The sequence below is a fragment of the Bradyrhizobium sp. SZCCHNRI3043 genome (assembly GCF_032377735.1).
GTDB lineage: Bacteria > Pseudomonadota > Alphaproteobacteria > Rhizobiales > Xanthobacteraceae > Bradyrhizobium.
This window is the reverse complement of record NZ_JAUHID010000023.1, coordinates 72425-85624: the sequence shown is the minus strand read 5'-3', so window position 1 is coordinate 85624 and position 13200 is coordinate 72425. Positions and strand designations below refer to the sequence as shown.

General features: G+C 67.0%; 11 protein-coding genes. 5 read left to right on the top strand and 6 right to left on the bottom strand.

Annotated features, from left to right (window positions below; translation table 11 throughout):
• Positions 1-321 precede the first annotated feature (321 nt).
• The 3 genes from QX124_RS28860 to galE all read right to left on the bottom strand — a co-directional run bounded on the left by QX124_RS28860 (position 322) and on the right by galE (position 3977).
• Positions 322-1023 carry a fumarylacetoacetate hydrolase family protein gene (locus tag QX124_RS28860; protein WP_315798965.1) on the bottom strand — a complete coding sequence of 234 codons (702 nt, stop codon included), beginning with the start codon at positions 1021-1023 and terminating at the stop codon, positions 322-324.
• Positions 1024-1055: 32 nt separating this feature from the next.
• Positions 1056-2861, bottom strand: coding sequence for an ABC transporter ATP-binding protein (locus tag QX124_RS28855; RefSeq protein WP_315798964.1), 1806 nt, complete (start codon positions 2859-2861; stop codon positions 1056-1058).
• A 102-nt stretch (positions 2862-2963) separates the two neighbouring features.
• Positions 2964-3977 (bottom strand): UDP-glucose 4-epimerase GalE, encoded by a 1014-nt coding sequence (gene galE, locus QX124_RS28850; RefSeq protein ID WP_315738944.1) that lies wholly within the window; start codon positions 3975-3977, stop codon positions 2964-2966.
• Between the two features lie 130 nt (positions 3978-4107).
• Between galE and QX124_RS28845 the strand changes: the two genes are divergently transcribed.
• Positions 4108-5154, top strand: a complete 1047-nt coding sequence (locus QX124_RS28845; protein ID WP_315798963.1) for a glycosyltransferase family 4 protein — start codon at positions 4108-4110, stop codon at positions 5152-5154.
• Here QX124_RS28845 and QX124_RS28840 read toward each other — a convergent pair.
• The 3 genes from QX124_RS28840 to waaF all read right to left on the bottom strand — a co-directional run bounded on the left by QX124_RS28840 (position 5136) and on the right by waaF (position 7378).
• Positions 5136-5663 (bottom strand): HAD family hydrolase, encoded by a 528-nt coding sequence (locus tag QX124_RS28840; protein WP_315759124.1) that lies wholly within the window; start codon positions 5661-5663, stop codon positions 5136-5138. The two genes, QX124_RS28845 and QX124_RS28840, sit on opposite strands and share 19 nt — an antisense overlap.
• The gene (locus tag QX124_RS28835) at positions 5664-6203 is read right to left on the bottom strand and encodes a D-sedoheptulose 7-phosphate isomerase (protein ID WP_409997766.1); all 540 of its coding nucleotides are present in this window, start codon (positions 6201-6203) and stop codon (positions 5664-5666) included.
• A gap of 110 nt (positions 6204-6313) precedes the next feature.
• The gene (gene waaF, locus QX124_RS28830) at positions 6314-7378 is read right to left on the bottom strand and encodes a lipopolysaccharide heptosyltransferase II (RefSeq protein ID WP_315798961.1); all 1065 of its coding nucleotides are present in this window, start codon (positions 7376-7378) and stop codon (positions 6314-6316) included.
• Positions 7379-7525: 147 nt separating this feature from the next.
• On the opposite strand from waaF, the gene rfaD reads away from it, so the two are divergent.
• From rfaD to QX124_RS28810, 4 genes are read left to right on the top strand one after another with little or no spacing between them, the layout of a single operon-like run.
• Complete coding sequence (gene rfaD, locus QX124_RS28825; protein WP_315798960.1) at positions 7526-8506, top strand: ADP-glyceromanno-heptose 6-epimerase; 981 nt, start codon at positions 7526-7528, stop codon at positions 8504-8506.
• A gap of 37 nt (positions 8507-8543) precedes the next feature.
• Positions 8544-10016, top strand: a complete 1473-nt coding sequence (rfaE1, locus tag QX124_RS28820) for a D-glycero-beta-D-manno-heptose-7-phosphate kinase (protein WP_315798959.1) — start codon at positions 8544-8546, stop codon at positions 10014-10016.
• Complete coding sequence (locus tag QX124_RS28815; protein WP_315798958.1) at positions 10013-11290, top strand: O-antigen ligase family protein; 1278 nt, start codon at positions 10013-10015, stop codon at positions 11288-11290. Before rfaE1 ends, QX124_RS28815 begins: the two co-directional genes overlap by 4 nt.
• Positions 11287-13200 carry a nucleoside-diphosphate sugar epimerase/dehydratase gene (locus tag QX124_RS28810; RefSeq protein ID WP_315798957.1) on the top strand — a complete coding sequence of 638 codons (1914 nt, stop codon included), beginning with the start codon at positions 11287-11289 and terminating at the stop codon, positions 13198-13200. Before QX124_RS28815 ends, QX124_RS28810 begins: the two co-directional genes overlap by 4 nt.

Genomic DNA, 13200 nt, shown 5'->3' with positions numbered 1-13200 from the left:
CGGTGGTGTGGGAGGGGTGGAGTCGCGAGACTCCCCCCTATCCCGATCGGCCAGCGCCCGGCCTTCCCTGCGCCCTCCACTTGGAGAGGGCGGGAATTGGAGCATCACTCGGGCGCGGAATGCGTCGCGAGAGCGTGGATGCTCGTCTCAGCCTGAACGCTGTTTGAGATTGTGGATCAGATGATGTCGCAAAGCAGGTCTCACCCTCCCCCTCCAGGGGAGGGTGAACCCGGTGCTTGGCTGCGATCGGGCGCCAGACCGAAAAAAGCCGCGCAGAGCGCGGCTTTTTGGAAGTGTTGCGAGGACCGTGGGCGCGTCGGCTTACGCCGCCGCTGGCCCAATCGACACCTTCAGCGTGCCGACGCCGTCGACGCCGCATTCGATCTTGTCGCCGGGGACGATCGCGGCGACGCCCGCGGGCGTGCCGGTCATGATGATGTCGCCGGCGGCGAGCTCGACCTGCTGGGAGAGCTTCCAGATGATCTCCGGCACGTTCCAGATCAGCTCGGAGAGGTCGCCCGTCTGGCGCCCGGTGCCGTTGACCGACAGCCAGATCTTGCCCGTCGACGGGTGGCCGATCTTGGACGCGGGCTGGATCGCGGAGCAGGGCGCGGAATGGTCGAACGATTTGCCGACCTCCCAGGGGCGCTGCATCTTGCGGGAGGCGAGCTGCAGGTCGCGGCGGGTGAGGTCGATGCCGACGGCGTAGCCGTAGACGTGGTCGAGCGCCTTGTCGGTGGGGATGTTGAGGCCTCCGCTCTTCAGCGCGACCACCAGCTCGACCTCGTGATGCATGTCCTTGGTGAGCGGCGGGTAGGGGATCACGGCGCCGTCCGGCTCCAGCATGTCGGCATGCTTGGCGAAGAAGAACGGCGGATCGCGCTCGTCATTGCCCATCTCGCGGATGTGCTCGAGATAGTTGCGGCCGACGCACCAGATGCGGCGAACGGGAAAAACGCCGGCTTCGCCCACGACGGGAAGAGAGGGCTGCGGCAGGGCCGGAATGACGGTGGAGGCGCTCATGAAACGATCTCGGGTGCGGTGAAATGGGCGGGTCAGGAGGTGGCGGTCATGGGGATGACGTTCGGCCCCATGTCGCGCTGTTGCAGGCGGAAGAACGAAGCATAGCGGCCGCCACGGCGCAACAGATCGTCATGCCGGCCGCGCTCGACGATGTCGCCGGCCTCGACCACCAGGATGGCGTCGGCGTTCATGATGGTGTGCAGGCGATGCGCGATGACGAGGGTGGTGCGATTCTGGCAGAGATGCTCGATCGCCTCCTGCACCTGCCGCTCCGACTCGGAGTCCAGTGCCGCGGTGGCCTCGTCGAGCAGGATGATCGGCGCGTTGCGGATCAGCGCACGCGCCACCGCGATGCGCTGGCGCTGGCCGCCGGAGAGCTGGGTGCCGTGCTCGCCGACCGGGGTGTCGTAGCCGAGCGGGAAGCTCATGATGAAGTCGTGCGCGCAGGCGGCCTTCGCCGCCTCGATGATCTCGGCCTCGGTCGCGCCCGGCTTGCCGAAGGCGATGTTGGCGCGGATCGAGTCGCGGAACAGGTAGACGTCCTGGCCGACATAGGCGGTCTGCTCGCGCAGGGAGCGGCGCGACACGTTCGAGATCGACTGGCCGTCGATCAGGATGTCGCCCGAGGTCGCCTCGTAGAAGCGCAACAGCAGCGCCAGCACCGTCGACTTGCCGCCGCCGGACGGGCCGACCAGCGCGGTGACCTTGCCGGGCTCGGCGACGAAACTCATGCGGTTGAGCACCGGCTCGTTGTCGCGATAGGCGAAGCTGACGTCGCGCAGCTCGATCCTGGCCTGCGTCAGCTTCAGCGCCGGCTTGTCGTCATCAGGCTGCTCGCTGGCGGGGCTGTCGACCACTTCGAGCAGCATGCGCGCGCCGACGAGCTGGCTGTTGAGATCGATGTTGAGCCGCGCCAGCCGCTTGGCCGGCTCGGTCGCCATCAGGAAGGCGGTCATGAAGGAGAAGAACTGGCCGGGCGTGGCGTTGAGCGCGACCACGGCATAGCCGCCATACATCAAACAGCCGGCGACCGCGAAGCCGCCCAGCATCTCCATCAGCGGGTTGGAGCGGTTGGAGACGCGGGCCATCTTGTTGGCGTTGCGCTCGACCACCGCGATGTTCTCGTCGATGCGGGCGCGCATCGCGTCCTCGAGCGTGAACGCTTTCACGGTGCGGATGCCCTGCAGCGATTCCTGCATCGTCTCGAGGATGTCGGCATTGCCGGTGAACTGGCTGTGCGCGAGGCCCTTGATGCGCTTCACCAGCTTGCGCAACACCAGCATGGCCGGCGGCACGACGACCAGGCCGAGCAGCGACATCCAGGGGTCCTGCGCGACCATCACGGCGATCATGCTGATGAGCAGCAGCAGGTCGCGGCCGATCGCGTTGATCAGCATGGTCAGGACGTCGGTGATCGACTTGGCGCCGGCGGTGAGGCGGGCCAGGAACTCCGACGAATGCCGCTCGGAGAAGAAGCTGATGCTCTCGCTCATCAGCTTGGCGAACAGCTGGCGCTGGTTGTTGGCGAGGATGGCGTTGGAGATTTTCGACAGGATGACGGCGTAGCCGTAGGTCGAGACGCCCTTGACGAACAAGAGCAGCACGGTGACGCCGGAGAGCACCGCGATGCCGGGGATGCTCTTGTCGACATAGGCCTTGTTGATGACCTGGCCGAGGATGTAGGCGGCGCCGGCGCTGGCGCCGGCCGAGACCGCCATCAGCGCGAAAGCAGTGAGATAGCGGCGCCAGTAGAGGATGCCCTGTTCCATCACGAGGCGGCGGATCAGGATCGCGGCGCCATAGGGATCGTCGGTGATCTTCTTCGGAAATTCGGCCATTCTGGTCCCTGGCCGCCGGGACAAATCGCCGGGCGGACAGCAGTGCTTGCCCGCTCGGGGCGGCTTTTTCAAGCCCCCCGGCGTCCGGCTAAGTCATTGATTCTAGGCCGAGGCCCGCTGCAGCGTGCCGCTGTGGCGTTCCAGGAACAGTTTCTCCTCCCAGGTCAGGGCGTGGGCGGCGATTGTTTCCAGATCGTCATAGGTCGGGGTCCAGTCGAGCAGCGCCTTCAAACGGCTGGTGTCGGCGACCATGCTCATGATGTCGCCGGGGCGGCGCGGCGCGTATTGGACGGGAATGGCGCGGCCGGAGACGCGCCGGACGGCCTCGATGGTCTCGAGCACGGAATAGCCGCGGCCGTACCCACAATTCAGCGTGACCGAGCCGCCGCCGGTGCGCAAATAGGCCAGCGCGGCGCGGTGCACCTGGACGAGATCGCAGACATGGATGAAATCGCGGATGCAGGTGCCGTCGGGGGTCGGATAGTCGGTGCCGAAGACGTCGATCTTGGCGCGCTGGCCGGTCGCGACCTCCATCGCGATCTTCATCAGATGCGTCGCGCCGACGGTGGCAAGCCCGCTGCGCCCGAATGGATCGGCGCCGGCGACGTTGAAGTAGCGCAGCACCACGTAGTTGAGGTCATAGGCCGAGGCGACGTCGTGCAGGATGATCTCGGCCATCAGCTTCGAAGTGCCGTAGGGCGAGGTCGGACGGGTCGGCGCGCTCTCGGGCACCGGCACCTCGTCCGGATTGCCGTAGACGGCCGCGGTCGAGGAGAACACGAAGCGGCTGACGCCGCGCTTGACCGCCGCATTCAACAGGCTGCGCGTGGTCATCGTGTTGTTGCGGTAGTACAGCAGCGGATCGCGCACCGATTCCGGCACCACGACCGAGCCCGCCAAATGGATGATGCTGTCGACGCCGTGCTGGCTGATGACGCCATCCACGAGATTTTCATCGCCGGCATCGCCGATGAACAGCGGCACGCCGTCCGGGACGAATGCCGAAAAGCCGGTCGAGAGGTTGTCGATCACCACGACGCTTTCGCCGGCTTCCGCCAGCGCCAGCACCATGTGGCTGCCGATATAGCCGGCGCCGCCGGTCACGAGCACGGTCATTGTTTGACGCGATCCCTGTTTGTTTTCCGGCAAACTAACGCCGGCGAAGTGAAGGACCTCTTGCGTGCATAGCGAACTGGCGGCGATGCTTAATGTTGCGTATAGGGAACCGCTGCAATTGGAGTGAGTGGTGCAAGCCGAGCGTGTTTCTGCCGCCGATCTCGACGTGATCGTGCCCAACCTGCACCGGCGCTATTCCGGCGTGACGGCGACCAATCGGATGGTGGCGCCGAAGCTGGCGCAGCGCGAGCGCGCTGCCTGGCTCGGTTCATACGCGCCGGATGGGATTGCGCGGATCGGTGCGAGCGGTCTCTTCAAGCTGTGGGGTCGGCGGCGGCCGCTGATCTGGCACGCGCGCCGCAACAACGAGATGATCGTCGGCGTGATCATGCGTGCGCTCGGCTGGCCGTTCAAGCTGGTGTTCACCTCGGCCGCGCAGCGCCATCACAGCTGGATCACGCGTTGGCTGATCCGCCGCATGGACGCGATCATCGCCACCAGCGACATCTCGGCGTCCTATCTGAAGCGCGACGCGACGGTGGTGACGCATGGCGTCGACACCGAGATCTATACGCCGCCAGCGGATCGCGCCGCGGCCTTCGCCGAGAGCGGACTGCCGGGAAAACATGCCATCGGTTGCTTCGGCCGCGTCCGTGCGCAGAAGGGCAGCGATGTATTCGTCGCCGCGATGTGCCGGCTGCTGCCGCGTTTTCCGGATTTTTCCGCCGTGCTGGTCGGCGCCGTGACGCCCGAGCAGATGCCGTTCGCGAGCGAGCTGAAGAAGCAGATCGCCGCCGCGGGCCTGGAGCAGCGCATCGTCATCACCGGCGAGCTCGACATCGCCGACGTGCAGCGCTGGTACCAGCGTCTCACGATCTACGCCTTCACCTCGCGCAACGAAGGCTTTGGTCTCACGCTGATCGAGGCGATGGCCGTCGGTGCGGCGCTGGTCGCGGCGCGCGCCGGGGCGGCGGAGATCGTGGTCGAGCATGGGGTCACAGGCGTGCTGGTCCCGCCCGGCGACGTCGATGCGCTGGTCACAGCGCTCGAGCCATTGATGCAGGATCCGGATGCCGCACAGGCGATGGGCGCGCGGGCGCGGCAGCGCGTGGTGGAGAAATTCAGCCTCGAGGCCGAGGCCGACAAGATCGCCGCCGTTTATCGGCGACTGGTCTGAGCGATGATGTCGGCGACGAACGCATCGAGATCGCCGCCGGCGAACAGGAAGCCGGGCAGGCCGGCCGCCTCGGCGGCCGCGATGTCCGAGGTGCGGTCGCCGATCACGAAGCTGCCCTCGCGCCTGATGGGCCAGTGCTGCATCAGGTCGAGGATCATGCCGGGCGCCGGCTTGCGCCAGGGATGCTCGCGCAGATAGCGCTCGACCGAGCCTTCGGTGTGGTAGGGGCAATAGCGGATGTCGTCGATCACAGCCCCCTGCGCCGCGAGCTCCGCCCGCATCCAGTCGTGCAGACCCATGACGTCGTCTTCGCTGAACAGACCGCGGGCAACCCCGGACTGGTTGGTGAACAGGAAGACGTGATAGCCGGAGTCATTGAGGCGCCGGATCGCGTGGGCGACATTCGGCATCCAACGGATGCGCTCGCGCGAGCCGATGTAGTTGTCGTCGTGATTGATGACGCCGTCGCGGTCGAGAAACGCCGCCGGCTTGAGCTGAGCAGTCGTCATCTAGCCCTCGTCCTGCATCAGCGCCGCTTCGATCACCTCGCAGATACCGTGGGCCGTCGCGAGGTGGATCTGCTGGATCAGCGGCGTGTCGTCGCTCGGCGCCACCAGCATCTCGTCGCACGATTCGCCCATCGCGAGGCCTTTGGCGCCGGTGAAGCCGACCGTGACCAGCCCGCGCTCGCGCGCCTTGCGCAGCGCATTGAGGATGCTCGGCGAGCGGCCGGAGGTCGAGATCGCCAGCAGCACGTCGCCCGGTGTACCGAGCGCTTCGACCTGACGGGCGAAGACATGATCGAAGCCGTAGTCGTTGCCGATCGCGGTCAGCGCCGAGGTGTCGGTGGTCAGCGCGATGGCGGCATAGGCCGGCCGCTCCTGCTTGTAGCGGCCGACGATCTCGGCCGCGATGTGCTGGGCGTCCGCCGCGCTTCCGCCATTGCCGACGATGAGCAGCTTGTGGCCGCCGCGCAGCGCCGCGATGATCCTCGCCGCGATCCGTCGGGCGCTGGCGAGCATCGCGGCATCGTCGGCGGCGCGCTCCATGGCGGCGCGGGAGCGGGCGAGATGGTTGGCGATCGGGTCGGGGGCGCGGGTCACGTGGCGGCTCGGGTTACGTCAGGGCCGGTGTATGGGGCGCGGTGTCGCTTCGCAAGCTAGTGCACGACCGGTATGGCCGCGTCAGCAAGGATCCGCTGGGCGATGGTGGCAACATCGGTTGCCGGAATGTCGCGCATGCAGCGGTGGTCGTTCATCCGGCAGACCGGGCGGTGGCAGGGCTGGCAGGGGACCTGTGTCCTGGTCTGGACCGTCGCCGCAAGACCGTTCAGCGGCGCCCAGTGGTAGGGGCTGGTCGGACCGAAGATACCCATGGTCGGCGTCCCCAGCGCCGCGGCGATGTGCATGAGCCCCGAATCATTGGAGATGGCGACGCCGGCCGCGGCCATGGCCAGGATACCGTTGCGCAAGTCGGTTCCAGTGAGGTCGCGGACGGCCGGTCCGCCGGCGGCGACGATCTCGGCGGCCAGCGCCTTCTCGCCGGGGCCGCCGACCACCCAGACGTCGAGGCCGGCATTGCGCAACAGCCGGGCCGCCTCGCCGTAATAGGGCCAGCGCTTGGCGGCCCCCACCGACCCCGGTGCCAGCGCCACGGCCGGGCTGTTTCCCAGGTCATTGGCCTCGCGCCAGCGCGCGACGTCCTCCGGCGGTACCCGCAGCTGTGGGACCGGCCATTCCGGCGGCAGCGGCGCCCCGTCGGGCAGCGCCAGCGCGGCATTCTTGTCGATGAAGCGGGGCAGCGCCTTCTCGCCCCAGCGCCAGCGGTTGAGCAGGCCGAAGCGGACCTCGCCGACGAAGCCCACCCGCTCGGGGATGCCGGCCAGCGCCGGTGCCAGCGCCGATTTCCAGGTTCGCGGCATCACCAGGGCGGTCCGATAGCGACGTTCGCGCAACATCGCGGCGAGCTGCCATTGCCGGCCGAGCGCCAGCCGGCTGCGCGGCAGATCCCAGACGATGCCAGAGCGGACCCCGGGCATGTAATTCACCAGCGGCGCGCACAGCGAGGTCACCAGCAGGTCGACCGGCCGGTTCGGCCAGCGCTCCTTGAGCACCCGCACGACGGTGTGGCCGCGCACGAAATCGCCGATCCACATATAGGGAATGATCAGGATCGGGCTGGTGTCCGCCGCGTCCACCTCGACCTTGGTCGAATTCGAATTCATTCTTTGTCTGCCTGGCTTTGGCGCGCTGGTAGCCGCTCGGCCGCCGCAGGTAAAGTGGCCCGAGCGAGCCGACACCAAAGCGCTTACACTTTGCCGTCGCATGCGCTACGCGAGGGCGGGGTTTTCGGGATCAGGACGGGTTGCTGAATGTTGCTGGTGACCGGCGGCGCCGGGTTTATCGGATCGAATCTGGTTGCAGCGTTGAACGACGCGGGACGCACGGATGTCGTCGTCTGCGACACGCTCGGCAGCGAGGGCAAGTGGCGCAACCTCGCCAAGCGGCAGCTGGCGGACGTCGTGCCGCCATCCGATCTGGGCGAATGGCTAAGGGGCCGTCGGCTTGACGCCGTCCTGCACATGGGAGCCATTTCCGCCACGACGGTCACCGACGGCGACCTCGTGATGGAGCAAAATTTCCGGAGTTCGCTGCGCCTGCTCGACTGGTGCACCGAAAGTTCCACGCCGTTCATCTACGCCTCGTCGGCGGCGACCTATGGCGACGGCGCGCAGGGCTTCGTGGATGATCCGTCGCTCGCGGCGCTGAAGACGTTGCGGCCGATGAATCTCTATGGCTGGAGCAAGCATCTGTTCGACATGGCGGTCGCTGCGCGCGCCGAGCGCGGCGAAAGGTTGCCGCCACAATATGCCGGGCTGAAGTTCTTCAACGTGTTCGGTCCCAACGAATACCACAAGGGATCGATGATGAGCGTGCTGACCCGCCGCTTCGACGACATCAAGGCCGGGCACACCCTGCAACTGTTCAAGTCGCACCGTGAAGGCATCGCCGATGGCGACCAGCGCCGCGACTTCATCTACGTCGACGACGTCGTCCGCGTGATGCTGTGGCTGTTGGCCTCTCCCTCCGTCTCGGGCCTGTTCAACGTCGGCACGGGACAGGCGCGCAGCTTCAAGGACATGATGCTGGCGGCCTATGCCACGCTCGGTGCGACGCCCCGGATCGAGTACATCGACATGCCCGAAGCGATTCGCGGCAGCTACCAGTATTTCACCCAGAGCAAGGTCGACCGGCTGTTGGCCGCCGGCTACAACGGCGGCTTCACGTCGCTCGAGGACGCGGTCGCTGGCTATGTCCGAGACTATCTCGATTCTACCGACCGCTTCCGCTAGACGATCTGGTTCTGACCACTCACCGAGACTGCCGCTGATGTTCGACTTTGACGATCTCTCGCAAGCGATCGCCCGCCAGACGGTGCTGTGCATCGGCGACCTCATGCTGGATGAGTTCGTCTATGGCGAGGTGTCGCGGATTTCCCCCGAAGCGCCGGCGCCTGTCATCGCGGTTCAGCGCAGCGAGATCAACATCGGCGGCGCCGGCAACGTCGCGCGCAACATCGCCGCGCTCGGCGCCCGCTGCATCTTCGTCGGCCTCGTCGGGCAGGATGCGGCCGGCGACCAGCTGGAGGCCGAGCTCGCCAAGGAGGGCGGCATCGAGAGCGTGCTTGTGCGCGATCCCTCGCGGCCGACGACGCGCAAGGTGCGTTTCGTCTCCGAGCATTTCTCCACCCACATGCTGCGCGCCGACTGGGAGCGCGCCTCACCGGCGATCGGCGAGGTCGAGCAGAAGCTGATCGAGGCCATCCTGCCGCTGATTGCGCGGGCCGACATCGTGCTGCTGTCGGACTACGCCAAGGGCGTGCTCACCGCGCGCGTCCTGCGCAACGTGATCGACGCGACCCGCAAGGCCGGCAAGCGCGTGATCGTCGATCCCAAGAGCGCAAATCTCGCGATCTATTGCGGCGCGAGCGTGCTGACGCCGAACCGCAAGGAGTTTTCGGAAGCGACCCGCAGCCGGGCCGAAACCGGGCACGAGATCGCCGCAGCCGCGCAGGATGCGATCTATCTCGCCGACTGCGAGGCAATTCTGGTGACGCAGAGCGAGCGCGGCATGACGCTGGTACCGCGCGAGGGCGATCCGATTCACGTGCCGGCCTATCCCGTGAAGGTACGCGACGTCTCCGGCGCCGGCGACACGGTTGTTGCCGTGCTTGCCGCGACGCTCGCGGCCGGCGCCGCCTGGGCGGATGCGTTGCGGATGGCGAGCGCCGCTGCGGCGGTGGCCGTCAGCAAGCACGGCACCGCCAGCGTGACATCGGCCGAACTGCGCCGAAAGATCCTGCCGCATGCCTATCGTGCCGCTGAGGAAAAGATCATCGAGAGCGATGACGAACTCGCCGCCCGTGTCGAGGGGTGGCGGGGAGAGGGCCTGCGCGTCGGCTTTACCAATGGCTGCTTCGACATTCTGCATCCCGGCCACGTCAAGGTGCTGACCGCGGCGCGCGCCGCCTGCGACCGTCTCGTGGTCGGGCTGAACAGCGATGCCTCGGTCAGGCGGCTGAAGGGCGAGAGCCGCCCCGTTCAGGACGAGCGCGCGCGCGCCGAGGTCCTGGCCGCGCTCGAGGCGGTTGATGTCGTCGCCATCTTCGCGGAGGACACGCCGCTCCGCTTGATCGAGCTGGTCCGGCCAAGCGTGCTAGTCAAGGGCGGCGACTATACGCGCGAACAGGTGGTAGGGCACGAGGTCGTCGAAGCCGCCGGCGGCGAGGTGATTCTGGTCGACATCCTGAAAGGGCACAGCACGACCGCGCTGGTCGATCGCGCCCGGAGCGAGGCGCAATGAGCGCGCTCGCAGGTCATCCCGGCCCAGCGCTGCTGGCGCGCCGCTGGCGCGATCCGGCGGCGTGGCGGACGACGGTCGATGTCGTGGCGATTCTGCTGGCGGCGTCGCTGCCGTGGTCGACGTCGCTGGTGTCGATCCTGGGCGTGGTCATGCTGATCACGATGCTGCCGTTTCTCGACGTCGAGCGTCTGCTGCAGGTCCTGAAGCGGCCGATCTCGCTGGCGCCGATCGCGCTCTTCCTGTTGGCGCTGATCGGAACGCTGTGGTCGGACGTGGCGTGGGGCGCACGGCTCTACGCGGTGGGACCGGCGGCGAAGCTTCTGGTGCTGCCCGCGCTGCTCTACCATTTCCAGCGGTCGGAGCGCGGGCTGTGGGTCTTCGCCGCGTTTCTCGCCTCCTGCGTGCTGATGGTCGTGGTGTCGACCGCGGTCGCGTTCAATCCTGCGCTCGCGCTCAAGGCCAATGCCGATCGCGGCATCTTCGTGAAGAACTACATCGACCAGGGCCAGGAGTTCTCGCTCTGCGCCGTGGCGCTGGCCTATCCGATCGCCCAGTTGCTGCGCGCCCGCCGCTTCCTTCCGGCCGGCCTGCTCACCGCGATCATGATCGCGTTCCTCGCCAACATGATTTTCATCGTTGTCTCGCGCACCGCGCTGGTGACGATCCCGATCCTGCTTGCGGTGTTCGGGCTGATCCACTTGAAATGGCGCGCCAACCTGCTGATCGCGGCCGGTGCCCTTGCGCTGGGTCTCGCTGCATGGACCGTGTCCCCGCAATTGCAGGGCAAGGTGGCGACGTTCACGAGCCAATATCAGGACTACAGGAACGATCGCGCCGTCACGTCGATCGGCGAGCGGCTCGAATTCTGGCGCAAGTCGTTGCGGTTCCTGGCCGACGCGCCGCTGATCGGACACGGCTCGGGCTCGACGCGTCACTTGTTCGAGCTGGCCGCGAGCGGGTCGCGCGACCTCTCCTCAAGTCAGGTCGTCGGCAATCCGCACAATCAGACGCTCTACGTCGCGGTCCAATGGGGAGCGTTCGGGATCGTCATTCTCTACGCGATGTGGGCCGTGCACCTCCTGCTGTTCCGCGGTGACGGGCTGGTGCCCTGGATCGGACTTCTCGTGGTCGTGCAGAACATCTTCACCTCGCTCTTCAACTCCCACATCTTCGATTTCCACGAGGGGTGGATGTATGTCATCGGCGTCGGCGTGGCCGGCGGCATGGTGCTGCGATCGAGGATAAAGCCCGATGCGGAGCCCGTCACAGCATGACGCGCCTCTCGCAACTCACCTCCCGAAACTTGCTGATCGCCGCGCATGACCTCCTGGTCAGCGTCGTCGCGCTGTTCGCGGCGTTCTATATCCGCTTCGAAGGCGCCAGCACCTTCTGGGAGCGGGTGCCGCTGCTCTTGCAGATCCTGCCGTACTTCATCGCCTTCAGCTTCGTCGTCTTCTACTTCTCGAACCTTCTGACGACGAAGTGGCGGTTCATCTCGCTGCCGGACGCGCTGAACATCGTCCGCGTCGCGACCGTGCTGACGCTGGCGCTGCTGGTGCTCGACTACATCATCGTCGCGCCGAACGTCCGCGGCACCTTCTTCTTCGGCAAGCTCACGATCATTCTCTATTGGTTCCTGGAGATCTTTGCGCTGAGCGCGCTGCGTTTCGCCTATCGCTACTTCCGCTACACGCGGGTGCGACGGCACGCTCGGTCCGAGGACGCGGCCCCTGCGCTCCTGATCGGCCGAGCGGCCGACGCCGAGGTCGTGCTGCGCGGCATCGAGAGCGGCGCGGTCAAGCGCATCTGGCCGATCGGCATTCTCTCGCCGTCGACCGCCGACCGCGGCCAATTGATCCGCGGCGTGCCGGTGCTGGGCGGGATCGATGATGTCGAGGACGTCGCCGCCGACTTTGCCCGTCGCGATCGGCCGATCGCGCGCGCCCTGATGATGCCGACCGCGTTCGATCCGGACTGCCATCCGGAGACCTTCCTGATGCGGGCGCGCCGGTTGCGCCTGATCGTGAGCCGCCTGCCGTCGCTGGAGAGTGGCGATGCGCCAAGGCTCGCGCCGGTCGCGGTCGAGGACCTCTTGCTGCGGCCGAGCGAGAAGATCGATTACGGCCGGCTGGAAGCGCTGGTGCGTGGCAAAACCGTCGTGGTGACCGGCGGCGGCGGCTCGATCGGCGCCGAGATCTGTCAGCGCGTGGTTGCGTTCGGGGCGGCGCGGCTGCTCATTCTGGAGAATTCCGAGCCGGCGCTCTATGCGATCACCGAGGCGCTCGCGGCCGATTCCGAGGCGAACGTCGCCGTCGAGGGGCGCATCGCCGACATCCGCGATCGCGACCGGGTGTTCGCGCTGATCGGCGAGTTCAAGCCGGATCTGGTCTTCCACGCGGCGGCGCTGAAACACGTGCCGATCCTCGAGCGCGACTGGAGCGAGGGCGTCAAGACCAACATCTTCGGCTCGATCAACGTGGCCGATGCCGCGGTGGCCTCAGGCGCCGAGGCCATGGTGATGATCTCCACCGACAAGGCGATCGAGCCGGTGTCGATGCTCGGCCTCACCAAGCGCTTCGCCGAAATGTACTGCCAGGCGCTCGATCGCCAGCTCGCCGACCGGCCGACGGGACGGCCGCCGATGCGGCTGATCTCGGTGCGATTCGGCAACGTGCTGGCGTCCAACGGCTCGGTGGTGCCGAAGTTCAAGGCGCAGATCGAGGCGGGCGGCCCCGTCACGGTGACGCACCCGGACATGGTGCGCTACTTCATGACCATCCGCGAGGCCTGCGATCTCGTGATCACGGCGGCCTCGCATGCGCTGGCGCCGCAGCGCCCGGATGTCTCGGTCTATGTGTTGAACATGGGCCAGCCCGTCCGCATCGTCGATCTGGCCGAGCGCATGATTCGCCTGTCCGGCCTGCAGCCCGGCTACGACGTCGAGATCGTGTTCACGGGCATCCGGCCCGGCGAGCGCCTGAACGAGATCCTGTTTGCGAGCGAGGAGCCGCCGGTCGAGATCGGCGTCGCCGGCGTCATGGCGGCCACCCCGAACGAGCCTCCGATGCAGACGCTGAAGGCCTGGATCGCGGCGCTCGATCAGGCGATCGCGCGCAATGATCCGGTGACGATCAAGTCGGTGCTGAAGGATGCGGTGCCGGAATTCGGCTCGAGCGCGGCCTGA